Here is a 23927-nt window from a genome sequence, read left to right as displayed (position 1 = left end):
ATATAACCCCGGCTTTAGCTTGACACAGTAATAGTGTATTGTTCAAGTAGCTGATTGCACAGGAATGTTGCAAATGGCTTCTGATCGCCTTTGTCTGCAGCTTCAATTGAGTTGTAATAATGCTCCTTGTTTGTAACCTCTATTATTACTGGCGGAAACTTGTTCCTAAGCAGAATCCAATTCATAAGAAGCCTAGATGTTCTTCCATTTCCATCTGTAAATGGGTGTATATTTACAAAACTATTATGTAGAAACGTCGCTAGTTCTATCGGATGCAGATTTTTCTTTTGGTTGTAGAATTGCTTGAATAGATCTTCAAGCAGTTTTGGAACTTTTTCTGGTTTTGGTGGGATATGCTCTGAACCAGATATTCTGACTCCGCTATCCCTATAACCTCCTTGAATTCTGCAAGATGTGTTCTTTGTTATTTCATATTGCACCTTGCACACAAATGCCTTATTCAGCCTGCCTCTATAGGATTTGATGAAATTCCATGCATCAACAGCATTAAGTGCCTCTATTACATCATCCGCCCGCGAGCCCTCTGGGGCTATTCTGTCACTAAGCACAAGTGCAGTCTGTCTAAGCGTCAGCCTATTGCCCTCTATGGCATTTGTATTGTAAGTATATCTGACCAGAAAGTCTTTTGGCAATGCATTTGAAGGTATTTTATGAAATACTGTTATAGAAGCACTAAGATCATCAACTTTTTCTACAAGCTCCATAGGAAGCCATTTGGCGTGATACCGGGCTTCCATTGTCTTTTTCTCGAGTTCCACAAAATACTGCTGTAATTCGGCATGTTTAGGTATTTCTCTGCCTAGGAAAATCCTAAGCCTTTTTGCTTTGGCCGGGGTGATCCTAACACTCTTTACTAAGTAGTAGTAAAAGTGCTTTCCATGCCTTTGCTTCTCTATAAATGACACATATATGTCTACAATAAACAAGTATTTAAACTTTATGGACATAATGTCTACATTTTAGCAAATAGTTGTAATTGTAGACATAATATGCAACTAACCGTATATTATATTACGCTTTTCCAAAGTTCTTATAATTGCATATCTACAGATATGCAAAGGGAATTGGATATATCTAATAGAGCTCTCCTGGGCTTTATATGTCATTAATATTAATTCTTTCTGCGTTTAAAATAATATGAAGTTAACTAATGCGAGAATTTTGCTCATTTCTTTAATCGCCGGACTGGTTATTGCAACCGCTTCCGGGATTCCTGTAAGGTGGCTGTGGTCCTCTCCTGGCGGCTCGGCCTACGGGATCGGTTTTCCGATGGCGTATCGCTTCAAGTATTGCGGCGGGTATGCCCCATGTTACTGGACCAATCTTTATTCCATAATCTTTGCTGAGGATGCCCTCATCTGGTTAGTCATTGCTGCAATTGTCATGTTCATTGCAAAGCATGCGGTCGCAAAAGAAAAAAGAGGGCGATGAGCCAAGGCTCTATATGCTTAGGATCTCAGTCGGTCGCTGCATTTACCGTAATCTGCCTTCTATAATAATCATGGAATAGCTTCTCTATCTCCTCTTTTCCCGAAGAAACTGTTGCGCGGCATATTTCTACCGCTTTCTTTATCTCTTCACGCTCTTCAAGCATCCTCGTCTTTTCATTCTTGCCTTTATCCAGCTCCTGCAGCACCGCCTGCATTCTTGCTATTTCCTTCTGCAGCATTTTGATTTCATTCCCGCATTCGCGCAACGATTCCGTCAGGCCAAGCAGGTTCGTGCCCTTTATGGCACTGAGCTGCATGGCGAGATTGTCGGCATTTTTGACCTTGGTCCTCCCGGTGCTTATCTCTTCCATTATCGCGGAGATCTGGCTGTTAAGTTCCCTCACGTCCTCCTCTTTCCGTATCCTTTCTGCTGGCTCCTTTATGTAATCGGTCAGCTTTATCTTCGAGGAAGCTATGTAATCGTGCTTTCTTGCTACCCTCTCTATCGGTAAAAGGATCCCTGTAACGGAGCGATTAACGTCATTGTAGCGCTTCCTTGCCATCTCCAGCTCCTTTTCCTTGCCATCGATGAATTTCGCTGCATCCTCCTCCGCGCTCCCCTGCGATTGCCCTGTTTCGGGCTTGCCATCCAGCGAATGCTTGAATAGACTTATCTTTGACATGTCATCAATCAATGCTTTTATCCTGTCTTCCAATCGTCTATACTCATTGAGCTGCTGCCCGCAGCTTCCGAGCTCGCCGCTCAGGTCCTTGCACAGCCGCTCCATCGCATTGAACGACGTCTTTGTGTCGCCAAGCTCCTTTGCGTACGCCATCATAACCAGCTTGAAGGTATTGTTAGCCTTTAGCACCTCTGTCATGAATTTGCCGTAAGACCTGACTATGCTTTCCCCCTTGTAGTATATGTTTTTCCCATCATATTCCGGAGGCACCGATGCGATGTGAAGCAACGAGCTGCAGTAGTTTGGCTTCTGGGAAATAAGATAGCCTTCCTTGACCCCGAATAGGTAGTCCATGTTCGGCCCTGCCTCCGATTCCGAAAATTTTTCAACCGCATTTCTGAAGGAGGAAAATGCGCGCTCCAGCTCCCTCTCTATTGCCGGGGTCCTTGCGGACAGCCTCTTAAGTTTTTCATCGAAGCATTTGTTAAGATAAGCGTTGAGCTCCGATGCGTCTACCTCTTCCCTTGGCGCAGCCTTCCCGAACAGCATTGAATCATTAATAATGCGCATAAATGGTTCATATGCCTTTTGCCAGCAAACAATTAGGAAAGTATTTTGTTGGAATTTGAATCCCAACAAAGATTATCTGGTGCGGCAAAAAGATAAATCCGGATGCGCCTTGCACGTTTCGTCCAGCCAGGTTTCGCTGGAAGAATACCATTTGTCCCATTGCGCATCCCCATTTATGTTGCGTATCGTGCAGTCTGACTCTGCGGCTATCCTTATGCCGAAATAGATCTTCCTGAGCTTATCGTGGTTCCTTAGCAGCTTCGGTATTATGATGTCAGCCGCTGCCAAGCCCATGAAATACAGGTTAACCCGCTTCGGCGATGGCGAACTACCAAGGATCGGGCTTCCTATTAGCGGAAGACCACCCTCATATTTAGGAACCGTTTCCCCGAAATAGCTTCCGCCTTCGTAGTACGTGTACCCTGAATTCTTCTTGAATTTGTAAAGATGGTCCGCCCTGTGCAGCGTCTGATTCCAGTCTATTGCGTCTAGAATTATTGTAGAAAGCATTAGCCCCTGATCCAGCTTCGGCCACCTGCTTTCTGTTTCAGGCTTCAAAATGCTGTTTGACATTGTATAATTGTAAGGCTTCTCCAAGAAATTGAACCTCAAATCCTTGAGACTTGGCATGACTGCACCATTATGTGCATTGGCTGAGCCGTCCTGTACCTGCCTTGCGGCCCTCGGCGCACTTGCCATATTGCCCCTTCTTACCATACCTGCCTGGGACTGCGCCACTGCAGGCGAACACGCCAATGCTGCGGATAGGACCATCGTTCCCGCTGCACTTCCCCTCAGGCATGGGAAACGATGCCGTTTTTCCTCCTCTTTTTGCATGTGTATCGTGGCCATTCCATCACTTGCAATGCTCTGACAAGCCAATGTCGTGCCCTTAATATATAAACCTGACTCAAAAGGCTTAAAAGCGGCACAATCCCCTCAGGCTAGATGGATATGTGGAAAATGCCCCTTATTGCTATACCGAACAGGAACAGCACTATGGTCGCGGCTACCATTATCCCTGCCAGCTCCGCAAAATCCCTCCTGAAGCTGCTTTCCGATATTACCGAGTTGTACCAGCTTACCGTGGCGATTATCGCCATTCCTAGAATCACAGATGATGTTATGGCTATAAGCATGGTCTCGGTAAGGAAATAGGGCAGCGCGAGTATCACAGCGCTTATGAAATACGAAATGCCGGTGTATCCTGCCGCGAGCGCAGCCGAGCCTTTGAAGCCCTGCTTGGCCTGTGCGTATGCCGCGGATGCCATCGCGATGGATGCCGCTGCCCCTGCAACTATCCCTGCCAGGCCGGTCAGCTTTGTGGAATCGTATATCCCCAATGATCCCGCGTGTATGCCGGCTATTTCAACCAGCGCATCCGCCAGCCCTAGCACTATGAAGGAAATATACTTGACATAGCTCCCCTGTATCTGGCTTGCGAACATCAGCTCGTGGTGCTCCTCATCGATTATGATCCTCCTGAATCTGGGCAGGTCCTTTTTCGGCACAAGGCGCTCCAGGGATTTGTACTTCTTTATCGTGGATGTCTCGCCCTTTTCCAGGTATTTTATCACGAATGCTCCGCCCATCAAATAATGCATCAAAATGACTAGGTAGACCTTAAGTGCGTTAGGTCTTATTTTCCTGTTTCTGCTATACCCCATCCAGAAGTTGTAGTGCGAATGCTCCGTTCTTGACAATTCCGAGAAAACCATCTTCGTCTTTGGGTTTTTTGCGATCCTGGACAGGCTGCTGTATATCGTATAATCCGTAATCTCGTCCTTTGCCTCATCGTATGCGATATCTGATAGCTTGTCCAAGGCATCTACCATTGCAACTGAACTTCACCGATTGCCTTATTGCATTTTTCTTTGGCAATCAAATAGTTTAGCAACCGCAACATTTTAATATCCAAATATTACAAAACAGATTATGGAAAATGCATTCTATTCATGCCCTACGCTTTCCCTGCTTCACATAGTCGGGAAGCGCTGGACGATCCCCATAATGGAGGTGCTGTATTTCCAGCACGCTAGCATGCAATTCAACGCAATCCAATCCGCCCTTAATGGCATAACCCCGAAGAACCTGAGCGGCAGCCTGAAGGAACTTTCAGATGCGCAGGTAATAAAGAAAACGGCAAGAAAAAGGAACGGCGTTTTGCATACCGATTATTCCCTTACGAAGAGGGGCGCCTATGTGATGGAATTCGTGCGCAGCGCGAAAGAGCTCGGAATTTCAATATACGGGATGGATGCGTCCTGCGCAAGCAGCCGCTGCTATGAATGCCTGGAAATCCAGCCTTCAAGAAAAGCAAAGCGCTAAGAATACCTGTGCAGGAATAGATTACTTGATGCCGTCCTCCCGGGTCTTTTTTACGTAATCCATTACCTCGTTGAGCTTGTATCCAAGAAGAAGCCCTATGGTCCCGGCATTGCCGGAAAAACCCTCCTTCTCTATTATGGAAACGTATTTGGCAATGGATCTTATCTTGCTTACGGAAAGATGGTGGGAGCCGCTGCCCTCATTATCCGTGCCGAAGACGAAGAAGAACCTTTCCAGATCCTCCCTGAGCGCGACAACCCTTTCTGCGGACTTGCCGTATATCTCTATGCTTACTGCTGGTTTTTGATCGTTCAGCATCAATTCAAAATACCTGTAGATGTTTTCCGGGTTCTCCATGTATAAATCCGAGTATCTCCTTAGTACCTCCATGACAGATCCGGAATCACTGCCTGGCTTTTGCACCACGCACGTCTGGCTTACCAATACTGTTTTTTGCTCCATCTTACCATCTACTAACGATAATTGGAGTTACGGCATTTAAATTTGTTTTGTTTGTTTCTTTGCAGGAAAATAAACTTTATTTAGTAAAATAAATACTCTGAAGACGCTTGTACAACTAGGCGTTGCGGGATGCAGCGCACCCCGCAACATGCACTTGCAGTGTTCTTATGAGATTACTGCCTTTTTCCGGGCTTCTCCGCGCCCCTGTTTTCAGTCTCTCCGGCGTGCTGCTTTTTCATGTGCTCATCCAGTTCTCTTTGCGATGCGAAATTTATTTCGCATACGTCACATATGTATTCTGGCATATTACATCACCCACTAAGATTATTACTAAAAAAGGCTAAATACCCTTTTTTATTGTTAGGTTTCAAAAACCGAAAAGCCGAATTTTACCGTCTGGTTTTGCAAAAATCTTAGGCGCAAAAAGGCGAATAAACGCGTGCTCGGTATTAGCTATTAAATAACTGCTGTCATATTATAAAACAGGTGTATCAACCATGCACGATCTAGACGACCTGATGTCCGACATCGAGGATTATGAAAACAGCGTCAGTCCTTCCAGAAAGACCAGGGACGAGGACCTGGACGAACTGCTCGGATACGGCAAAGAGCCAGAATCCGGTAATGTGCAACCAGACACGGAGCAGAAGCGCGTGCGGATTGGCAGGGTTGAAAAGTTTTTCAGCAACTTGGGCGTTGCAGCCATATCCCTTACATCAAGCCTCAAGTTGGGCGACACGATAGAGATAGACAGTCCAGACGAGCCTGTAAGGATGATAGTATCCAGCATGCAGATAAACAAGAAGAGCGTGAAAAGCGCCTCCAAGGGCTCCTCGGTAGGCATAAAGATCGACGGCAGCGTGAATTCAGGGGATACGGTATACGCCATAAGATAACGGCTGTTTGCCGCCTGGTCACCTGTTGAGCGCGTGCTCAAGGTCTATCTTCACGAACAGCTCTGCGTATTTGTAGCCTGCCTTCTTCCCTACCATGCCGCCTATCCTCCTGAACATCTCCGCATTCCTGCTCAGGCCCTGCGTCCTGTGCTCGGCTATCGCCCTGACCTTTAGGTCCATGGTTTTTGATATGTCCACGAATTCGTTCCCTTCGGCGAAATTTATCAGGTAAATCACCTTTACCCTGTGCGGCTTCAGGCCGGCCCTTTCCAACTCCTTGAACGCGAACGAGTTCTTCGCAAGCGGGTAAATTGCATCTATGGTGGCAAGCCCGGCTGCCCTGTGGTCCGAGTGGTTTATGAACCCCATCTTGGAATACACGAAAGTGGGGTCTGTAGTCACCACTACGTCAGGCTTCAGCTTCCTGATGTATTTCACTATGTCCCTCTTGAGACCCATGTCCGGGACCAGCTCCATGTCCTTGTAATCCAGGAAATGGACCCCCTTCAATCCAAGTATCTTTCCAGCTGCAAGCTGCTCCTTCTTCCTTATTTCCATGAGCTTCTTGGAGCTGATCGTCGGGTCAACGGATCCCCTGCCTCCATCGGTGCATATGAGGTAATGGCATTCCGCGCCCTCCTTCGCCCATTTGGCGAACGTGCCGCCTGCCCCCGCGTCAAGGTCGTCGGGATGCGCGCAAACTCCCAGTACTACCAGTTTTCCAGAATTCTTGTCCATATAAATCACATAAAAAACATTCAAGCCCCTATAGGCTCCTAAGAGCGTCTATCGGCTCCATCTTTGATGCCCTCCATGCAGGATATAATCCTGCAACTATGCTGACGACTATTGCGATCAGCAGCGCAAGCACTATGGTTGTGGGCGGAAAGACCGGGTGGAAGCTGAGCGATGAGCTGCTGGAGCCTCCGCCTCCTCCTCCACCGCCTAAGACAGCGCCTCCCCCTCCTCCGCCCTTGGGCCCGGCATTAGAGCTTGATGTGGTCGGAGTGCTGCTGCTGCCCCTGCTGAATGCGGCAGATAGCCCGTATGACGCTGCAGCACCCAATCCTATGCCTATTATGCCGCCGACTATCCCTATTATCAGCGCCTGCGTCAGGAAAATGGTGAGCACGTTCTTGTTCTTGAATCCTACGGATTTCATGATGCCTATCTCGTGCGTCCTTTCGTATACAGCTATCAGCATTATGTTCATTATGCCTATTGCGGCTACAAGCAGCGACACCCCTGCAATCGCCCCGAAGAGCAATCCAAGGGAGCTTGTTATGGAGGCTACCGTAGCGAGTATCGAAGCTACCGTTATCACCCTGGCGCTGCTGCCGTATATGCTTGTTATGAGCGCAGCAGTGGCATTGACGCTGGTCGCATTGGACGCCGCGACGTCCATCTCGTTGAAGGATGACCTGTGGAAAAGCAACTCAGCTGCCTGCAGGGACACGAATATGGAAGTGTCTATAGGTATTATTGCGCTGCTGTACGTTGGCAGCACACCTACAACAGGCACCGCAAGCGTTTCGCTGCCCCTGTCGCTTATGAGCCTCAATGTTGCCGTCTGGCCCACGCTTATCTTCTGCGAGCTCCCTGCGCCTCCGGGGAATGCGACGCCGTGCCCCACGACTATCTCCGGGTTTATGGAATCCGAATACAGCGAGCCCTGCAAGAAGCTCACGTTCTGCCCCAGCAGCTTGGTTATGCCGCTGCTCTCCACGCCTATTATGGTTACGGACACGTTCTGGTTTCCCGCATATATGTACCCGCTTCCCGACAATGCGGGCGTCACGCCGGTCACGTTGGGCAGTGAGGATATCTTGGCTATGTCCGCTATGGTAAACCCTGCAGGGGTCCCTGCCGTAAGGAGAATGGATGTCGGGCCCAGGGTGTTGAGCTGCGAGCTTATGCTCTCGTTTATGCCTGCCGTAACGGAGGTCAGCGCGACTATTGCCGCAACCCCTATCACCACCATCACTATGGTGAGCGCGGTCCTCACCCTCTTCTCGCTAAGATCCTTGTAGCTGAGCCATAGCGTGTCCCTTATGTCCATACATGCGAACCTTTTCTATTTTTGCATGCTCTTGAGGCGCCTGTGCTCCTCCTTGAGCTTCTTGTGCTTCCCCCTTTCCATAAGGAAGAGCACCAATACTGCTATGACTATTATTATCAGCGCAAGGAATACAAGGGAGCTGCCTCCGCCAGACCTGCCCTGCCTTCCATTCGAAAGCGAGTTAGAGGAGAGCACCTTAGTGATCTCCACGGGCACGTAGATTGTGGTGCTGAGGTTCTGCCTCAGGTTGTTCAGGTAGTTCACCCTTACCGGTATCGTGTAGTTTCCAGCTGCAAGCGAGCCCTGCGATATCAGGGTAAGCGTTACAGGCGTCTGGGTATCGACTGCCATGTCGCCCACGAAAGTCGAGTTGGTGCCGTAAGAGGAGAACCCCTTGGGCGCAAGCGCCGTGGCCGTCACTGCAGAGGCCTTGGTAGTCCCCACGTTGGTGAGCACGAAGGATATTGAGAATATGCTTCCCGAAGCCGGAGTCGGCGGCGAGAGTGTGGTGCTTGACGGCGTTATGTTTATCAGCCCGCTTGACAGCATTATGGGATTCACGCTCATCTGGACGAGGCTGCTCACGTTGTAGAAGTTGACAGACATGTTTATCGGGAACGACTGCGAGGCGTTGTTGAACACGTATATCTCCTCCTTTATGCTGGCGCTGCCCTTCGGCGCTATCGAGCTTATCTGTATCGGCTGCAATCCAAGGAAGGTGCCGTCAGCCCCTGGCAGTGAGGCGTGTATCGAAAGGTAATTGAGCACGGTGTTTCCGGTGTTGGTGAAATTCAGGGTTACGTTCTGTATCCTGCCTGCGGTTAGTATTCCGGGGGAAACGGAGACTAAAAGCGGGGTGGCGCATGTCTCCGTGCCGAAGCTTATGTTCCTTACCTCAGTATCGGTGTAAAGCGTAAGATACTGGTAGTTTATGCTCATGCCAGTCGATATGAGCGGCGTTGCGTTGAGGCTCACGAACACCATGAGGGGCACGGTCTTCGTTGCATTTGCTGTTACGTTGACCGCGCTCACCGTTCCGTTGCCAACAGTATAGGCATACCTGGAATTGGTGAGGCTGAGCTGCACGTTTTCCATAACGGCGGCGCCCTTGGGCGTCTTTATGGAAATAGGCACGCTGTTCAGCATGCCCTTGCAAAGGGTTATTACGTTCGTGCTTATCTGGAAGTTCGGCGGCGGTGGTATTGGCGCAGGGCCGCTCGTGCCCGCAAATGCAAACCCGACTGTAAGCATTACAGCCAGCACCATGATCCCGAATATGTTCAACCTGTTCATTTGTATACCTCTATTTTCTCTATTTTCCCGTCACGTATGTGTATGACACGATCGCAAAACTTGGTAATATCCGTATTGTGCGTGACCATGACTATAGTAACGCCCTTGCTCCTGCTTATGCTCTTGAAGAGCTTTATTACGTCGTCGCCGGACTTGGTGTCAAGGTTTCCTGTCGGCTCGTCAGCAAGGACCATCGCCGGGCTGTTGACCAATGCCCTGGCTATTGCAACCCGCTGCTGCTGCCCTCCGCTGAGCTGCGTGGGCTTCATCCTCAGCCTGTCGCCGAGCCCCAGCTGGACAAGTATATCGTCGGCCCTTTCCTTCCTCTCGTCCATCGGCATCGGGCTTGCCATCAACGGCAATTCGACGTTCATCTCAGCATCCAGGCCGTTGATCAGGTTGAATGCCTGGAAAACGAAACCCAGCTTCTTGTTCCTGAATTCCGCAAGCCTGTTGCCGTCCATTTCCGATGTAGCCTCCCCGTCTATGTAGACCTCGCCCATTGTGGGCTTGTCTATAGTGCCGAGTATGTGCATCAGCGTGGACTTGCCGCTTCCAGAGGGCCCGACTATCGCAACGAATTCCCCCTTTTTCAAGGAGAAATTCACGTCTATGAGCGCGTCCACCTCAATGGCTCCGCTGCCGTACACCTTGGAGACGTGCGTCACGACGACGGATTCGTTGGCCTTTGAGGCTGGCATAGTATCATCTCATTGCAGTTTTACTTTTTCATGATCGCGGCAAGCTCCCTCAGGTGCCTCCTGAATATCCGCCCAGAGGCCTTCAGGACCTTGCTGCCCTTCGGCGCAAGCCCGTAGTAATTCTTCAGCCTGCCGTTTTCTATCTTTTGCGATGATTTTATGTATCCGGACTTCTCAAGGCTTTTTATCGCGTTGTAGATTTCGTTCTTCATGTCCCCCGTGGTCCTTGAGACCCTTACGAAACTCTTTCGCGCGCTGAACTCCTTGAATATCGTGTAGGAATTCACGCTTGAGCGGCTTATCCTTCTCAGTATGAATATCTTGAGCATTGTGCCCCTCATTTCCTTGCTCAGAAAGTTGTCCTTTGCCAGATACCCACCAACAGCGCTGAATAGTTTAAATTTAATATATATTAAATTTACTATATAAAACTATTGCTACTGGTATTTATATTGGTATGCCTCGTTTCGCTTTCGGTCCTGTTAAAGGAATATAAACCCCTGCTGACTGATATATATAAATGCGGAAAGGCATGTTGGCGAGTCCATGGGAATAGAAGACAGCAAATGCGAAATATGCGGGGAAGAGCTTACGACTGAAAACTACTATTACGTATATGCGGGAAGGCTTCAGCAGGGCCCTATGAGCGACAAGAGGAGCATGCTTGAATATACGCTGTGCACGAACTGCTACAACCAGATAAAGGCGGAGCTCATGGTGTCGGTGCAGAGGCGCAAGAGCCTGGCTGACAAGAAGTAAGGATTTAAATCCTTTGGCAAAAAGAGATTATCATGGATATAGAAACCAAGCTTGAAATAATAAAAAGCGAACCGTTTGAAGAGGTAATAACAGGGCAGGATCTTAGGGCAATACTTGAGGGGAATGATCACCCGCGCCATTATCTCGGGCTTGAAATAAGCGGAATGATGCATCTGGGCAGCCTGTTCCTAAACGGCAAAAAGATTAATGATTTCGAAAAGGCTGGGATAAAAACAAATATTCTTCTTGCAGACTGGCATACAATGGCAAACAACAAGTTCGGAGGAGACTGGGACAAAATAATAAGAGCCTCTGAATTCTACAGAAAGGCATTCGAAAAATTCTGTCCTAAAACTAAAATAATTTTGGGGTCCGATCTCTACAAAGGGAATGACGAATACTGGAAAAGGACCATGCAATTTGCAAGAAGGACGACAATGGCAAGAGCTACGAGAACGCTAGTAATCCAAGGAAGGAGCCAAACAGACACATTGCATGTATCGCAATACATATACCCTATGATGCAGGTTGCGGATATACTGGCCCTGGATGTCGACATTCCCCATGCGGGGATGGATCAAAGAAAGATACATGTTCTTGCAAAGGAACTGTTCAAGGACGAGAAGCTAAAAACAATAGCCCCGATACACCACCATTTGCTTCCATCGTTGTTAGAGCCACCTAAATTAGGTGCAGACGCAACAAAAGAGGAGCAAGTCATGGCAACTAAAATGAGTAAGTCAAAGCCAGGGTCTGCGATACTAATCATGGCAACCGATGACGAAATAAGGCATATAATTAAATCTGCATGGTGTCCTGTAAAAGTTACAGAGCATAATCCTGTCCTTGAATTATGCAAGTACCTGGTATTACCGTTACAGGGCAAGCTGCAAATAAACAGAAAGAGGGAATATGGTGGAGACATCGAATATACCACCTATGCGGCATTGGAAAACGATTACAGGGACGGGAAGCTACATCCTATGGATCTAAAAAACGGAATAACGGAATCGATTATATCAATAATCAAGCCGATACGTGACGAATTTGAAGGAAAAAAAGATCTTCTTGAAGTATTTAGGTAAATTATAATGGCTAGTGTTCCATTGAAAAAACCTAACGTGTCAATAATTGTACTTGACACGCTGAAGCTTGACCTGTTTGAAAAAATAGCTAAAAACAATCTCAACCTTTTGTCACGGTTCGATGCGGTAAGGTTCAACGGTTGCATAGCCCCGGCATCTTGGACGCTTCCGTCCCATGCCTCGTTATTCACAGGCCTTTATCCATCAGGTCACGGCTCCCATGAGACAAAAAAGATAAAGTCGTTGGATATAGAGCACATAAAGCTGAAGAGAAAAACCATAGTCCACGACCTTAAAGGCATGGGCTATTCAACTTACGGAATCTCTGCAAACCCCTACATACATCCGGTATACGGATTCACAGGATTTGACATATTTGAAGAAGAATCGTATTTTACCGACATATTTGGGAGCATAATAGAAATATCCGGAAGCTTGAAGCCCCGCATATCGAAGTACAGGAACATCTACGGCAACGATGTCATGAAGCTATCCAATGCGATAATGAAGGAAGATCCTAAATTGTTCATAGATCTCGTTGCCAGCGCAACTACCCTTACCCCCCGGGCGGCAGTAAAAAAGATGAAGGCAAAAATCATTGACGGCTGGCCGATAGAAAAAGGCGGGAAAAGCATCCTTAGGAAAATAAGCGAAATGGGGATGAAGGAGCCGTTCTTCCTGTTCGTGAACTTCATGGAGGCACACGACCCCTACATAGGGAAAAAAGGAAAAGATTTCAACTGGGCAACGCCGTTTCTGAAAGGCGAAGTTGACAACGGAACGATAAATAGGTGGAAGGCGTTATATTCCAAAGCATCCGCAAGGGCATTGAGGTACGGGACTGAACTGATGGGCAACCTTCTGGAAAGGTTCGGGGAAAACCAGATAATAATACTCACTTCGGATCATGGCCAGGCCTTCAACGAGCACGGGTTCATAGGCCACGGCACGGTACTCTTCGACGAGGTTGTTAGGGTGCCGCTGCTCGTGATTATCCCGAAGCGCCTCAGGAAAAAATCAGGCTCAATCGGCAAATATCAATCGTTGGTAAACGTAAGGAAATTCATATTGTCCTCAATAAGGGGCGATGCTGATGCGCTTTCAAGACTGTCATGCAAAACAGCATATTCGGAAACGTTCAGCATACCAGCAAACATCTCGAACGTCAAGGATCTGGACAGGCGCAAGATTGCAAGATTCGACAGGTACCAGAAGAGGGCATTTACATGAAGCTTCTCATCACCCAGCACAACATCAACGAACGCGGCGGCGCGGAGAAGGTCATACTGAAGATAGCGCAAAAATACGACGCCACGATATACACACTCGGATACAACCCGAAAGGCACATTCGAGGAATTCAAGGACATCGACATACGCATATTCAGGAAAAGCAAGACCGTGAGCAGCATATTCCCGAAGCGCGTTTCAAATGCGCTGCATTACGGGTACAGCTTCTACAACCTGAAGGTAAAGGAGGATTACGACGTCATAAATGCGCACATGTCCCCCAGCGAATGGGTGCGCAACAGGAACCCGCGCGTGCTGTGGTACTGCCATACCCCTCCAAGGGAATTGTATGACGATGCGGTTGCGAACATCAGGAGGAAAAGCGTCCAGGAGAAGGTCCTCTACAGCAGCTTCGCCAGGGTGTATTCCTCAATAGAGCGCCGCATACTGAACAATGTGGAGGCGATAGCCACCAACAGCGACAACACGAAAAAAAGGATAAGGAGCGCGCTGCACAAGGACTCTGTAGTTATAAACCCGGGGATAGACTTCAGGCGCTTCACGGACCGCGGAAACGGCAGGTATTTCATTTACCCATCGAGGTTTGCGGAGCAGAAGCGCCAGGAATACGCCATTGAGGCGTTCTCGATGTTCCAGAGGAACCGCAGGTTCAAGGACTACAAGCTGGTTCTTGCTGGAAGCCTGTCAAGCAGGTACGCGGATTTCAGCAAGTACTATGAAAGGCTCAGGTCCATGAAGGCTAGGAACGTCGTATTCAGGACCAACCCCACGGACAGCGAGCTCGCGGATCTTTATTCAAGGTCTACCGGCGTTCTGTTCACAGCTGTGAACGAGGACTACGGGATAGTGCCTCTTGAGGCTATGGCAAGCCGCAAGCCCGTAATATCCGTAAACGAGGGCGGGCCGAGGGAAACAATAGTAGACGGAAAGACCGGGTTCCTCGTTGGCAGCGCAAGGGAGATGTCGGAAAGGATGAGGTACATCGCGGAGAACGGCTCCATAGCCGCGGAGATGGGCAGAAACGGGAGGAAACGCGTGGAAAGGAACTATTCCTGGAATTCGTTCTTCAAAAAATTCGACAGCCTTGCAAGGAAGGTGAGCAAAAGCGGCTAGACGTCTTTCAGGGAGAAGATTTATAAATGGCATACCAAATATCAAGGAAAGATATATATACTTGGATAGGGCTATATTATCTAAGACGATCGTGCGCGATGATACTGCTTTTTAATTTATTAGTATCAAAATAATCTCTGTGCAGGGATGGCGGAGCACGGTCAAACGCGGCGGACTCAAGATCCGTTGACTTAGGTCTGCGGGAGTTCAAAAATTTCATTGAACAAATCTCCCTCCCTGCATGGACTTTAATGTGTGTGGTGTAACAATATGGCAAAAAAGAATTCAGCTAAAAAGTCAAAGGTCAGGGAATCGAAGATATTTGAAATACCTAACTATGCGCAGACTGAGGAGTTCACAAGCTCTGCCGCATCTGCTATGATGGTGCTCAAGTACCTGAACAAGAACCTCAAGATGAAGAAGGATCTCGAGTTCCAGATATGGCAGGAGGCGGTGAACGGCAGCGTTTGGCACGGCTCGAGGTACGGGCTCGCATACGCGCTCGCGAAGAGGGGCGCAAGGGCGCAGATAATAAGCAACGTCAAGGACGAGGGCTACGAGAAGAAGCTCGCTGTTTACGAGGGGATAAACCTGGAGACGCTCAGCTCATCCTTCAACGAGATAAAGGACAAGGCGCTGAAGCTCAAGATAAAGGAGCAATACGGGATAACTACTATAAACATGATAAAGAAGCAGATAAACGGCGGCAAGATACCAATAGTATTGGTAAACGCCAACATGCTTAATCCCTACCTTGAGCCCTCGCCCCACTGGGTCGTCATAAAGGGCTACGACAAGGACACCTTTTACATAAACGATCCGTATTCGGACAGCACCATAACTATGGAGCCGCAAGTGTTCAAGGGCGCATTGGGATTCGAGAAGGAGTTCCACATGATTGCAGTGAATTCCAAGAAGTGAAGATTACGGCAAGCAGAGCCGGGCTTGCCCCTCATTCTTTTATCCTAAGCGCGGATTTCCTTGCAAGAGTCCTCCTTAGCCTCGTGCGCACCTGCTCTATCTTCACCAGCGGGCGCTTGAGTATGTTGAGCCTGTCAGCTTTCCTGTAGCATGTAACGCACATCAGCCTGTGCTCCATTGGCAGCCTGTCGAAGAAATAGGCGCTGTACAGCCTTGACGGCATCACGAACTTGACTTCATCCTTGGCAAGCAGCCTCGTGCATACTGAGCAGGTGTTTCTTGCCAGGTAGCTGCTGTCCAGCTCCTCCGCGCACTTTATACAATAAGAAGAGTTGTCGCTTACCGCAGCGTTCTTCGAGAACGCGTAGACTACTGTCCCGCACCTCTTGCAATGTTCGGCAGTTTCCATATCATACCCCCGCTTCTCACAAAACTCACCCAACGCAACGTAAGATGATAATACCTCAAACAGCTTATATAAACCTTTTCTACCGATAGGGAATAATGGCCAATAAGCGGAAGTGAGGCATATATGCTTAAATATTCTTTGAAAGCGCCCTTATGGCCGACTTAACCTCCTCAATCCCGGCGCCGGTTTTTATGGAATAGCTCGACAGGTGCGTCCTAGAGACCTGGAATCCCCTGGAATCCAGGAGCTCCATGAGCGGTTTGGTGCCGATTGAGCCTATGCCCATCTTCTTGGTTATCGCCGGTATGGAATAGCATGTCGGGGTGTCAACCTCCTTTGACAGCTCCTCTATCAGCCTCATGCTCCCGTCGCTGTACAGCCCGGGATTCCGCGCGATCTCCTCCATTATCGCCTTCACCGCCTTTTTGTCGCTCATGCTCCCGAGCCACGCCTTTCCCGCGCCGTCCATCTGGCTGCCGCAAATGCCGCACGTGTTTGACTTCGGCAGCACCGAATGCTCCAGGCTCCTGTTAAGGCACTTGCCGCAGTAGTGCACGTAACCCATGTTCTTCAGCGAGGCCGCAGCTGCGCCCGAGCCGTGACGGAGGCGAACGAAGATCCTCATGTAGTGCAGGTACGAGAACGCTGCAACAACCTCAACCCCGTAGCTGAACTGCGCTGCCACCCTTGCTACATACCCAGCAAGTATCCTTATCCCAACCTCCTTGCACATCTCGTTGTGCATTGGCCTAGCATCGTAAAGCCTGAGGCATGCGCCGTAATCCGCGCCGCACAGAACTGCAGTGTCCGTGGCGGTGATGAACATGTGCGTGCCGCTCCTCGATATCTTCATCAGGTCGTAGATGTACGGCGTCACACCCCCGAACGGGTCAAGGTCTATGATGTCGAACTTATCTCTTTCAGTATTCGCGAATTCCTGTATGCTCTTGGGGTGCATCTTGGCCTTTACCTTGTTGAACCCAACGTTCCTTTTCATCGAGGAAAAAGCTGCGCGGTTCATCTCCAGGAATGTCACGTCCTTTGACGGCGTTTCAAGGTAGTAGCGTATGCCCCTTATGCCTGTCGCAGAGGTGGAATCCAGTATCCTTGTTTTCCTGGTCGAAATCGTTGCGGCAAGCGCGCAGCTGATGTCGCGCGACACAAGTCCCTCCGGGTTCAGGAACGATCCTCTTTTGTATCTTATTGCAGCCTTTCCCTCCTTGTACACCTGAAACACCTATCCCATTATTTCCCTTACCGCGTCAAGAAGCCCATGGGCGTAGTTTATGCTTGCGAACGAGGTATAGAAATCTCCCTTGTCCAGGAAGCTCTCTGAGTCCTTGGCATACATCCTCGAAAGCTCCAATACCTTTGTTATTTTGGCGTTATCCGACTTAACCGCCTCTATGCCCTTGTAGAAAAGGCCTATGTCCTTCTCTATCCTTTTCCTTATGCCATCTTCAGGATCCATCTAACCACTGCATTATCTAATATTAATATTGCCATATAATTATAACGCTTCATTCAAAGGGTAATTATATAGGCGGAAAAAAACTCGTAATTGCTGTCACAGGAACCCCAGGATCCGGGAAAAGCACGTTCGCAAAGGAGCTTGCCGGAAAGCTGCCGGAGCCAAAAATAATAGAGATAAACGACGTGGTCGAGCAGCACCGGCTTTTTTCCAGGGTGGACAGGCTGGGATCAAAGGTAGTCAAGCTCAAGGAGCTTGAAAGTAAGCTAACAGAAATGATAAAGGAGCAATCCAAGGAATACAACACCATAATAGTGGGCCATCTTGTCCCTGAACTTAGCCTGGGGGAGGATGTTGTAGTTGTGCTGAGGGTGGGCCTGAGGGAGTTGATAAAGAGGCTCAAGGAAAGAAGCTATGAAAAAGAGAAGGTAAGGGAGAACCTGGTTTCGGAATCCGTTGACTACTGCGGGCTCAAGTCAAAGGACATATGCGACGAGGTATACGAAATAGAAACGGAAGCAGAAAAGGGCGAGATGATCGAGTACCTGTCAAAAAGGGCATCGGGGAAGCCTTCCAGGAAGCCCAAATCGGTGGAGATAAGCAGGCTTGACGAGCTGATGTCAATAGTTACGGAAGGGAACGAATACGGCCTATGATTACAGCGTGAACATGTCCAGATAGGCATCGTATACGAGCTTCGCGTGCATTTCCGGGACCTTGTTCACGTACAGCGTGCATTTGCGCGCATTCAGGTTGGACGGAAGCCTCGTGGATTTTTTGCCGAGCCATCCGCGGATCAGGTTTTCCGGATTGCTGTACTCCGCTTTCTCAATGACGCATATCCTGTCCTTATCGACGTACATCAGGAGCCTGTCCTTGTGCGCCTTGATGAATTTCTCCATCGCGCCTCCCATCCGAATACCCGGCCCTACTACCTTCCTCACGGCAATGTGGGAGTTGCACGCGAAGAAGGCGATTACCGCGTCCTTGCCCTTGACGTTTTGGAGCGATATCATCGGACTGAAGCCGCTCTCCCTGAGCAGGTCATCGATCCTTGTCCTTGCCTTCCTGAGCTGCTGCCAGATTATGTCCTCGGCTATCTCAGGCACGGCAAAATGAAGCACGTACATGTTGGTATTTAGAATTTTCCTTATACCTGCAAGCTTCCTCTCCGAATAGATGTCGGACCTTCTTGTTCCGTAAAACGTGTCCTTGTCTGGCGACTTGAGGAGCGCCCTCGATGCAAGCGCGAACCTGAGCAACGATTCGTCTGAAACATTTGCGGCAACATTCCTGTTTCTGTCCGTTGGGTCTATTACTATGAAGCTTTTTCCGAAGAATTTTTTTCGTATCTCTTTGGTATCTGTACCGTGGTGTTTTGCAACGTCTATTATAAGCGGAAGATTTATATTGGCAATCCCTACTATAAGCTCTTCGAACGAACCGAAGTTGTATATGAGCAACTCGCACAGGTATCCCGAAAAGCCCTCTATTCTCGCCTCTGCTCCGTATATATTGTGGGACCTGAGGAATACCTTGAGTATCCTTACATCGTCCCGCTGCTTGCCTGTCAGCTTTGAATTGACGAACTCGTTGTGCAGTTGCGTCCTATCAACTGCAGTGCCGCGCTCCTTGGCTGTTTCTATCTTGTAAGCAGGAACTATGTCGACGTTTATGTTGAGGTCTTTGAGAATGAGCCTTGTATAAGGATGCTCGGCATACTTTACAATGTACGATTCGCCCCCCTTCCTGTTCACTATTTTTTTGGCTATCTCTAGCCCTTTCTTCTCTATTATGCTCTCTTTCAATTCCCTTGGGAAAAGCAGGAATATGTCTACATCTGAGTTTCCCTTTATCTGCGTTCCCCGCGCCGCTGATCCTGCAAGGAGTATCTCGACGTCCTTCGGAGTTTTCTTCATCAGCCTGCCCATTACCTCGTTTATTGCGGTTCTCACTTCCTGCGACTCCATTTCCGTAGGCTTTGAGTTCTGCAGAACCTCCCTTAGCAGTGATTTAAACTTCTTACCTAAGGGCTTGCTTAAAGTATATTTACCATCATACATCCATTCACTCCGGTAGATCTATATGAAATACAAATATTTAAAGTATGATACAAATCTATACTAAGGGCGGGCTCGTAGATTAGTCCGGTAAATCGCATCGTTCGCAACGATGAGAGCGCGGGTTCAAATCCCGCCGAGTCCATTAGCTTTTTTACTTATGGGGGTATCTTTAAGCAGCTTTTTTATCCGCAATTTCCGGGATAAATTACATGCGTCCTATATACTAAGCATGATGTCATTGCATGGCAAAGGCCGCCCTATAAGGTGATGTGCCAGGCAAAGTTATTAATTCATTGGATATGTAAGTAGAATGGCAAATTATGGTGTTCCATTGGCTGACAAAGGCAACAAACCCGGGCAGAAAGAGGCATCGGCAAGGCCAAAGCAAAATACGCACACGGCGCTGAAGGTATTCCTGGCGATATTGGCAATACTTGCATTGGCTGTTGTTTACATAGTCTACACATACGCCTCGCTGCCCATTGCCCTACTGAGCGCAGGGCAACTCAACCAGGGAGCAATCGAGCAGATAATAATGCAGAAGGTAAACTCCACACCGGAGCTGAACCTTACCTACCAGGGCAGCGTAGTAGTAAACAACACGGATCCGGGCATACTGGTAAAAATGCTAAAATACCACAACTACAGCAGGTACACCGTCACATTTACCGATTTTCCAGATATCGGCAACGTAAGCACCATAATCATACCGTCCAGCAACGGCACCTACAGCTGCGTTAAGGAATGGGAGAGTCTGAGCCAGCTGGCAGATCCGAGGCACCCGTACGTATGTACAAGCGTCAATGCCCCGAGCGGATTGTTCGACTTCCTTTCACTTGTGCTATTGAGCAAAGTGGCTGACATATCGACCCTCAACAATTTCCAGGTTACCTCCTATGGCATTAGCTCATGGGGAGGGCAGCCCTGCTACTCCGTATCCGGCACAGGATCCATAGACATAAACGGCGCACTGGTGAACCAGACTGGATTCGTTCCGTCCAACTTCAGCTTTACCGGATGCCTGTCAGGGCAGTATGACGTGCCCCTGACCTTGAATGTGGTGGCCAACGCCGGCGGGAAATTCGTGCATATTGACGTGATATCCACAGGCATCGGCACTTCAACCACGCAGAGCGAAGTTACGTCGCTGCCGGGCAACGCGCTCATAACATGAATGGCCTCATTTCCCAAAAGCCCTCCAAATTCAGCGGAACTTTTCCCCCCTTCCTAGCATTTCCACAATGGATGATATCTTTTGCCTCCTGAGCTCCGGGTTCCTCGTGTTCTCGAGCCTGAATATTATCGCATATACGCTAGACCTGTTGAGCGTCTTGAAGAATTCCCTCGCCTTGCCGTTCCTGCTCAATTCCCTGGCGAAGTCCCTAGGTATTTTCGCAGTCCTCTGCGGGCTGTACGCCCTGGCCCACCTGCCGTCGCGTTTCGCCTCCTCTATCTGCCTGAATCCAGATGCCTTCATCCTCCCCTCCCTGATAAGCCGCTCCGCATGCTGCGTGTTCAGCTTCGACCACATGCTCTTGGGCCTTCTCGGGCAGAACCTCCAGAGCACCGATATCCCGTCGTTCGCCCTAGCCTGCCCGGTTATCCATCCGTAGCAAAGCGCCACGTCAAGCGCCTCCGGGCCCTTTATCGCATCAATTCCTGAATTCTTATTGAACATACGCAGCCATATGCCGTTTGATTTCGAATGGTTCCTGCTTAGCCATCTTTCCATCTCCTTCGCTGACTTGAAGGAGATTATCATGTCTTCTTCGCCCCCTGGCATATCATCACGTTTCCGGAATCACCATGACCGGTGCATCCGAATTAAATTTATATACTCTTTTATAAAGTAATAAATAAATTGGTTCTAATGTCAAAGCTGGAATACTACCTGAAGGAGGCGCTCGAGCCCACGCTCATGTATGCTGCCCTGTGCTCTGTTTTGGGGATAATCGCCGCAAGCTACTACTACAAGGTAAGCCTTGCCATGGCGATCCTTCTCGTAATCGGCGTCTTCTTTGCGCAGATGTCAGTCAACGTCATAGACGACTACGTCGATTACAAGCGTGGAATAGACTCCGAGACCGAGAAGACCAAGTTCAGCGGCGGCAGCGGCATTCTTGTGAATCACCTGCTCGAGCCCAGGGAGGTCCTTTACATGGGATTAACGGCTTTCATGATAGCGGCATCAATAGGGTCCTACCTTATTGCGCTCAAGCCAGCCATAATGCCGTTTGTTGCAGTAGGTGCGCTGTCGATACTGCTTTACGCCCACTTTTTCGTTAACATACCATATCTGGCGGAGCCGCTTGCAGCGACCAACTTCATGCTGATCGTGCTCGGCAGCTTCGTGGTAGCGGGCTCCCTAACGCACCTGCTCGCCGCGTTGCTCGTCGCATTCCCTACAGGCTCCCTTGTGGGGCTCGCGCTGCTGGTCAACGAGATACCGGACAGGGACGTGGATGCTAAGCACGGGAGGAGGAGCGGGGTGGTGATGCTGAATTCCAGGGAGAAGTCAGCATCATATTACATAATATGGCAGGCCCTGTGCTACGGCTCTGTGGTATACGGCGTTGCTGCAAAGATTCTCCCGTATACGGAGTTGCTCCTTCTCGCCGCGCTGCCCTTCATGGTTGTCACGTATTCAGGAATAAGAAGATACTCCAAGGCAAGGGAATTCGAGAAATACATGGGTACGAACGCGCTCCACTCGCTTCTTGTACCTATGCTTCTGATGGTGGGGTATGTAATGGTGATCGTATGAATGCCGTTGGTTTCAGGGAATACGGAAACGAAAATGTCCTTGAGCTAATGGACGTGGAGGATCCCGTGCCCGGCAGCGGAGAGGTTGTCATGCGCGTAAGGTACACGTCTATGAACATGCTTGACGTGCTTGTGAGGAAGGGATATTCCCGCACAGGCGCCACGCTGCCGCATGTGCCTGGGGCTGACGTGGTGGGCACCGTGGAAAGGCTCGGCGGAAATGTGCACGGGTTCGGCATCGGCGATACTGCGATAGCCCACACGCTTTTCGGCTGCGGCCATTGCAAGTCTTGTGCATCAATGGACGAGAGCGTATGCAGCGAATGGAAAGTTGTCGGAAGGGACATCTGGGGATCATACGGCGAGCTGGTAAAACTACCAGCCTCGCTGCTTGCAACGCCTCCCGAGCATTATGAGATGAAGGAGCTTGCGTGCATGCCGCTGTCACTGTCCGTTACCTGGAGGGCAATAAGCACGCTTGCAAGCGCGGAAGAAGGGAATTCCGTAGTGATAAGGGGTGCCTCAGGCAATGCCGGAATATTTGCGACGTTGCTGTCCAAGGCGATGGGGCTGCAGGTGTTGGCCATTACCAGGAGCGGGGAAAAGGCTGTATCCCTGAAGAGGATTGGCGCTGACGTTGTCATAAGCGCGAGCGCAGCGGACGAGCAGAAGGTCGAGGTTCTTGACGCCACAGACGGGAAGGGCGCAGACTTCGTCCTCGAGTCCTTGGGCTCCACCATTGAGCAATCAGTTGAAATGCTCAAGGACGGCGGAAAGGTCATATTATACGGCACGGCCGCAGGCAGCAACGCCACCATTGACGTCAAAAAGATCTACCTCCATTCAAGGAGCGTCATAGGCACCCACGCCTCCGGCAAGAAGGAATTCGAAAGCGCCCTTTCATTCATGTCATCGAAAAACATAAGGCCGGTCATAGGCAGGCTCATTGACATAAAGGAGGCCTCAAAGGCGCATGCAATGCTGCAGAATTCCGAGGTTTTCGGGAAGATAGTCTTGGAGCATAGGTGGTGATAACATGAAAACAACCGACATCTTGCTTGTCATGCTGCCGGTAATACTGTGGCCCGTGTCGTTCATACTGCTCAGGAGCGCATTCATATATGCGCTTCTTGCATCCACGTTCGTACTCGCATCGATATCTTTGGCGTATTACGGGAAGACGATAGTATGGAAGCGCTCAAAGGGCGCCATCGCCCCGGTTGCTGCCGGCCTCGCCGGCGCAGCCATTCTGTACCTCATATTCTACGGCGGGAATTTTGCGGTCTCATATTTCGGGATTGCCGGCCTTGTGGGCAACGTCTACGCGATGATATACGGCAACGTCGCAAGGGCGCAGCTTGTGGTGCTTCTTGCATTCATAGGATTATTCGAGGAGATATACTGGAGGGGCGCGCTGCAGTCCTACGTAAGGGCTAATTCAAAGCTGCTGAGGGGCTTCCCGTGGGTTGCGACTACTGCGTATTACACTCTCGTCCACATATCCGCGTTGAATCCGATACTCGTGGTCGCGGCGTTTTTCGTCGGTCTTGTGACGAGCCTGATGGCCGAACGTTACGGAATAATATCCTCGATAGCGGCCCACATAGTGTGGATAGAGCTTATAGTTGTGTTCCTACCTGTCTTATGATG

At 49.3% G+C, this 23927-nt stretch carries 28 protein-coding genes and 2 tRNA genes; 14 read left to right on the top strand and 16 right to left on the bottom strand.

The genetic code is table 11. The annotated features are described in order from the left end of the window. Window positions 1-14 precede the first annotated feature (14 nt). From KGI06_01300 to KGI06_01285, 4 genes are all read right to left on the bottom strand, one after another. Entirely contained in the window at window positions 15-968 is a 954-nt protein-coding gene (locus tag KGI06_01300) for a Fic family protein (GenBank protein ID MDE1870857.1), read from the bottom strand. A gap of 509 nt (window positions 969-1477) precedes the next feature. Further along, window positions 1478-2683: a hypothetical protein gene (locus tag KGI06_01295; protein ID MDE1870856.1), complete on the bottom strand. Its 1206-nt coding sequence runs from the start codon at window positions 2681-2683 to the stop codon at window positions 1478-1480. Between the two features lie 93 nt (window positions 2684-2776). Continuing rightward, window positions 2777-3556, bottom strand: a complete 780-nt coding sequence (locus tag KGI06_01290; GenBank protein MDE1870855.1) for a hypothetical protein — start codon at window positions 3554-3556, stop codon at window positions 2777-2779. Window positions 3557-3648: 92 nt separating this feature from the next. After that, a complete protein-coding gene (locus KGI06_01285; GenBank protein ID MDE1870854.1) occupies window positions 3649-4539 on the bottom strand; it encodes a rubrerythrin family protein in 891 nt (296 codons plus the stop codon). A 100-nt stretch (window positions 4540-4639) separates the two neighbouring features. On the opposite strand from KGI06_01285, the gene KGI06_01280 reads away from it, so the two are divergent. Then, window positions 4640-5032 carry a helix-turn-helix transcriptional regulator gene (locus KGI06_01280; protein MDE1870853.1) on the top strand — a complete coding sequence of 131 codons (393 nt, stop codon included), beginning with the start codon at window positions 4640-4642 and terminating at the stop codon, window positions 5030-5032. A gap of 21 nt (window positions 5033-5053) precedes the next feature. On the opposite strand, the gene KGI06_01275 is transcribed toward KGI06_01280, so the two are convergent. Together KGI06_01275 and KGI06_01270 are read right to left on the bottom strand one after the other, a co-directional pair. Further along, complete coding sequence (locus tag KGI06_01275; protein ID MDE1870852.1) at window positions 5054-5494, bottom strand: hypothetical protein; 441 nt, start codon at window positions 5492-5494, stop codon at window positions 5054-5056. Between the two features lie 173 nt (window positions 5495-5667). Beyond that, complete coding sequence (locus tag KGI06_01270; GenBank protein MDE1870851.1) at window positions 5668-5799, bottom strand: C2H2-type zinc finger protein; 132 nt, start codon at window positions 5797-5799, stop codon at window positions 5668-5670. Window positions 5800-5991: 192 nt separating this feature from the next. Here KGI06_01270 and KGI06_01265 point away from each other — a divergent pair, with 192 nt between their 5' ends. After that, complete coding sequence (locus tag KGI06_01265) at window positions 5992-6390, top strand: hypothetical protein (GenBank protein ID MDE1870850.1); 399 nt, start codon at window positions 5992-5994, stop codon at window positions 6388-6390. Window positions 6391-6408: 18 nt separating this feature from the next. Here the strand turns inward: KGI06_01265 and KGI06_01260 are convergent, their stop codons facing one another. From KGI06_01260 to KGI06_01240, 5 genes are read right to left on the bottom strand one after another with little or no spacing between them, the layout of a single operon-like run. Beyond that, entirely contained in the window at window positions 6409-7128 is a 720-nt protein-coding gene (locus tag KGI06_01260; protein ID MDE1870849.1) for a PIG-L family deacetylase, read from the bottom strand. A gap of 28 nt (window positions 7129-7156) precedes the next feature. After that, window positions 7157-8449 (bottom strand): ABC transporter permease, encoded by a 1293-nt coding sequence (locus KGI06_01255; protein ID MDE1870848.1) that lies wholly within the window; start codon window positions 8447-8449, stop codon window positions 7157-7159. A gap of 15 nt (window positions 8450-8464) precedes the next feature. Continuing rightward, complete coding sequence (locus KGI06_01250) at window positions 8465-9742, bottom strand: hypothetical protein (GenBank protein ID MDE1870847.1); 1278 nt, start codon at window positions 9740-9742, stop codon at window positions 8465-8467. After that, entirely contained in the window at window positions 9739-10443 is a 705-nt protein-coding gene (locus tag KGI06_01245; GenBank protein MDE1870846.1) for an ABC transporter ATP-binding protein, read from the bottom strand. Before KGI06_01245 ends, KGI06_01250 begins: the two co-directional genes overlap by 4 nt. A 20-nt stretch (window positions 10444-10463) precedes the next feature. Beyond that, window positions 10464-10784: a helix-turn-helix transcriptional regulator gene (locus tag KGI06_01240; GenBank protein MDE1870845.1), complete on the bottom strand. Its 321-nt coding sequence runs from the start codon at window positions 10782-10784 to the stop codon at window positions 10464-10466. 205 nt (window positions 10785-10989) lie between these two features. On the opposite strand from KGI06_01240, the gene KGI06_01235 reads away from it, so the two are divergent. From KGI06_01235 to KGI06_01210, 6 genes are all read left to right on the top strand, one after another. Then, the gene (locus KGI06_01235; protein MDE1870844.1) at window positions 10990-11202 is read left to right on the top strand and encodes a hypothetical protein; all 213 of its coding nucleotides are present in this window, start codon (window positions 10990-10992) and stop codon (window positions 11200-11202) included. A 32-nt stretch (window positions 11203-11234) separates the two neighbouring features. Then, a complete protein-coding gene (locus tag KGI06_01230; GenBank protein MDE1870843.1) occupies window positions 11235-12287 on the top strand; it encodes a tyrosine--tRNA ligase in 1053 nt (350 codons plus the stop codon). Between the two features lie 21 nt (window positions 12288-12308). Continuing rightward, a complete protein-coding gene (locus KGI06_01225) occupies window positions 12309-13517 on the top strand; it encodes a sulfatase-like hydrolase/transferase (GenBank protein MDE1870842.1) in 1209 nt (402 codons plus the stop codon). Next, a complete protein-coding gene (locus KGI06_01220) occupies window positions 13514-14650 on the top strand; it encodes a glycosyltransferase (GenBank protein ID MDE1870841.1) in 1137 nt (378 codons plus the stop codon). Before KGI06_01225 ends, KGI06_01220 begins: the two co-directional genes overlap by 4 nt. A gap of 141 nt (window positions 14651-14791) precedes the next feature. Next, window positions 14792-14892: transfer RNA gene (locus KGI06_01215), tRNA-Leu, on the top strand. A 28-nt stretch (window positions 14893-14920) separates the two neighbouring features. Further along, the gene (locus KGI06_01210; protein ID MDE1870840.1) at window positions 14921-15571 is read left to right on the top strand and encodes a peptidase C39 family protein; all 651 of its coding nucleotides are present in this window, start codon (window positions 14921-14923) and stop codon (window positions 15569-15571) included. A 31-nt stretch (window positions 15572-15602) separates the two neighbouring features. Here KGI06_01210 and KGI06_01205 read toward each other — a convergent pair whose 3' ends face one another. The 3 genes from KGI06_01205 to KGI06_01195 form a co-directional block, all read right to left on the bottom strand. After that, window positions 15603-15980, bottom strand: a complete 378-nt coding sequence (locus KGI06_01205; GenBank protein ID MDE1870839.1) for a hypothetical protein — start codon at window positions 15978-15980, stop codon at window positions 15603-15605. 127 nt (window positions 15981-16107) lie between these two features. Next, window positions 16108-17208, bottom strand: a complete 1101-nt coding sequence (locus KGI06_01200; GenBank protein MDE1870838.1) for a methyltransferase — start codon at window positions 17206-17208, stop codon at window positions 16108-16110. A gap of 9 nt (window positions 17209-17217) precedes the next feature. Then, a complete protein-coding gene (locus KGI06_01195) occupies window positions 17218-17451 on the bottom strand; it encodes a DUF357 domain-containing protein (GenBank protein MDE1870837.1) in 234 nt (77 codons plus the stop codon). Between the two features lie 35 nt (window positions 17452-17486). Between KGI06_01195 and KGI06_01190 the strand changes: the two genes are divergently transcribed. Next, window positions 17487-18107: an AAA family ATPase gene (locus KGI06_01190; protein MDE1870836.1), complete on the top strand. Its 621-nt coding sequence runs from the start codon at window positions 17487-17489 to the stop codon at window positions 18105-18107. On the opposite strand, the gene cca is transcribed toward KGI06_01190, so the two are convergent. Beyond that, window positions 18108-19514, bottom strand: coding sequence for a CCA tRNA nucleotidyltransferase (gene cca / locus KGI06_01185; GenBank protein ID MDE1870835.1), 1407 nt, complete (start codon window positions 19512-19514; stop codon window positions 18108-18110). It abuts the gene before it with no gap. 68 nt (window positions 19515-19582) lie between these two features. On the opposite strand from cca, the gene KGI06_01180 reads away from it, so the two are divergent. Together KGI06_01180 and KGI06_01175 are read left to right on the top strand one after the other, a co-directional pair. After that, window positions 19583-19656, top strand: a tRNA-Ala gene (locus KGI06_01180). Between the two features lie 189 nt (window positions 19657-19845). Further along, window positions 19846-20688 carry a hypothetical protein gene (locus KGI06_01175; protein ID MDE1870834.1) on the top strand — a complete coding sequence of 281 codons (843 nt, stop codon included), beginning with the start codon at window positions 19846-19848 and terminating at the stop codon, window positions 20686-20688. A 30-nt stretch (window positions 20689-20718) separates the two neighbouring features. Here KGI06_01175 and KGI06_01170 read toward each other — a convergent pair whose 3' ends face one another. Then, window positions 20719-21297, bottom strand: a complete 579-nt coding sequence (locus KGI06_01170) for a YdeI/OmpD-associated family protein (protein MDE1870833.1) — start codon at window positions 21295-21297, stop codon at window positions 20719-20721. A gap of 87 nt (window positions 21298-21384) precedes the next feature. Between KGI06_01170 and KGI06_01165 the strand changes: the two genes are divergently transcribed. From KGI06_01165 to KGI06_01155, 3 genes are read left to right on the top strand one after another with little or no spacing between them, the layout of a single operon-like run. Then, entirely contained in the window at window positions 21385-22278 is an 894-nt protein-coding gene (locus tag KGI06_01165; GenBank protein MDE1870832.1) for a prenyltransferase, read from the top strand. Further along, window positions 22275-23309: a zinc-binding dehydrogenase gene (locus tag KGI06_01160; GenBank protein MDE1870831.1), complete on the top strand. Its 1035-nt coding sequence runs from the start codon at window positions 22275-22277 to the stop codon at window positions 23307-23309. Before KGI06_01165 ends, KGI06_01160 begins: the two co-directional genes overlap by 4 nt. A 4-nt stretch (window positions 23310-23313) precedes the next feature. Further along, window positions 23314-23925 (top strand): CPBP family intramembrane metalloprotease, encoded by a 612-nt coding sequence (locus KGI06_01155; GenBank protein ID MDE1870830.1) that lies wholly within the window; start codon window positions 23314-23316, stop codon window positions 23923-23925. Window positions 23926-23927: the final 2 nt, after the last annotated feature.

Source organism: Candidatus Micrarchaeota archaeon (assembly GCA_028866575.1).
Classification (GTDB): domain Archaea; phylum Micrarchaeota; class Micrarchaeia; order Micrarchaeales; family Micrarchaeaceae; genus UBA12276.
Note: the sequence above shows the minus strand (reverse complement) of the source record. Positions and strands in the feature narration are given on the sequence as shown.

Excerpts from the sequence above, each read along its gene's own strand:
- KGI06_01300 (MDE1870857.1), bottom strand. The coding sequence starts at position 968 with ATGTCCATAAAGTTTAAATACTTGTTTATTGTAGACATATATGTGTCA.
- KGI06_01295 (MDE1870856.1), bottom strand. The coding sequence starts at position 2,683 with ATGCTGTTCGGGAAGGCTGCGCCAAGGGAAGAGGTAGACGCATCGGAG.
- KGI06_01290 (MDE1870855.1), bottom strand. The coding sequence starts at position 3,556 with ATGGCCACGATACACATGCAAAAAGAGGAGGAAAAACGGCATCGTTTC.
- KGI06_01285 (MDE1870854.1), bottom strand. The coding sequence starts at position 4,539 with ATGGTAGATGCCTTGGACAAGCTATCAGATATCGCATACGATGAGGCA.
- KGI06_01280 (MDE1870853.1), top strand. The coding sequence starts at position 4,640 with ATGGAAAATGCATTCTATTCATGCCCTACGCTTTCCCTGCTTCACATA.
- KGI06_01275 (MDE1870852.1), bottom strand. The coding sequence starts at position 5,494 with ATGGAGCAAAAAACAGTATTGGTAAGCCAGACGTGCGTGGTGCAAAAG.
- KGI06_01270 (MDE1870851.1), bottom strand. The coding sequence starts at position 5,799 with ATGCCAGAATACATATGTGACGTATGCGAAATAAATTTCGCATCGCAA.
- KGI06_01265 (MDE1870850.1), top strand. The coding sequence starts at position 5,992 with ATGCACGATCTAGACGACCTGATGTCCGACATCGAGGATTATGAAAAC.
- KGI06_01260 (MDE1870849.1), bottom strand. The coding sequence starts at position 7,128 with ATGGACAAGAATTCTGGAAAACTGGTAGTACTGGGAGTTTGCGCGCAT.
- KGI06_01255 (MDE1870848.1), bottom strand. The coding sequence starts at position 8,449 with ATGGACATAAGGGACACGCTATGGCTCAGCTACAAGGATCTTAGCGAG.
- KGI06_01250 (MDE1870847.1), bottom strand. The coding sequence starts at position 9,742 with ATGAACAGGTTGAACATATTCGGGATCATGGTGCTGGCTGTAATGCTT.
- KGI06_01245 (MDE1870846.1), bottom strand. The coding sequence starts at position 10,443 with ATGCCAGCCTCAAAGGCCAACGAATCCGTCGTCGTGACGCACGTCTCC.
- KGI06_01240 (MDE1870845.1), bottom strand. The coding sequence starts at position 10,784 with ATGAGGGGCACAATGCTCAAGATATTCATACTGAGAAGGATAAGCCGC.
- KGI06_01235 (MDE1870844.1), top strand. The coding sequence starts at position 10,990 with ATGGGAATAGAAGACAGCAAATGCGAAATATGCGGGGAAGAGCTTACG.
- KGI06_01230 (MDE1870843.1), top strand. The coding sequence starts at position 11,235 with ATGGATATAGAAACCAAGCTTGAAATAATAAAAAGCGAACCGTTTGAA.
- KGI06_01220 (MDE1870841.1), top strand. The coding sequence starts at position 13,514 with ATGAAGCTTCTCATCACCCAGCACAACATCAACGAACGCGGCGGCGCG.
- KGI06_01210 (MDE1870840.1), top strand. The coding sequence starts at position 14,921 with ATGGCAAAAAAGAATTCAGCTAAAAAGTCAAAGGTCAGGGAATCGAAG.
- KGI06_01205 (MDE1870839.1), bottom strand. The coding sequence starts at position 15,980 with ATGGAAACTGCCGAACATTGCAAGAGGTGCGGGACAGTAGTCTACGCG.
- KGI06_01195 (MDE1870837.1), bottom strand. The coding sequence starts at position 17,451 with ATGGATCCTGAAGATGGCATAAGGAAAAGGATAGAGAAGGACATAGGC.
- cca (MDE1870835.1), bottom strand. The coding sequence starts at position 19,514 with ATGTATGATGGTAAATATACTTTAAGCAAGCCCTTAGGTAAGAAGTTT.
- KGI06_01170 (MDE1870833.1), bottom strand. The coding sequence starts at position 21,297 with ATGCCAGGGGGCGAAGAAGACATGATAATCTCCTTCAAGTCAGCGAAG.
- KGI06_01165 (MDE1870832.1), top strand. The coding sequence starts at position 21,385 with ATGTCAAAGCTGGAATACTACCTGAAGGAGGCGCTCGAGCCCACGCTC.
- KGI06_01160 (MDE1870831.1), top strand. The coding sequence starts at position 22,275 with ATGAATGCCGTTGGTTTCAGGGAATACGGAAACGAAAATGTCCTTGAG.
- KGI06_01155 (MDE1870830.1), top strand. The coding sequence starts at position 23,314 with ATGAAAACAACCGACATCTTGCTTGTCATGCTGCCGGTAATACTGTGG.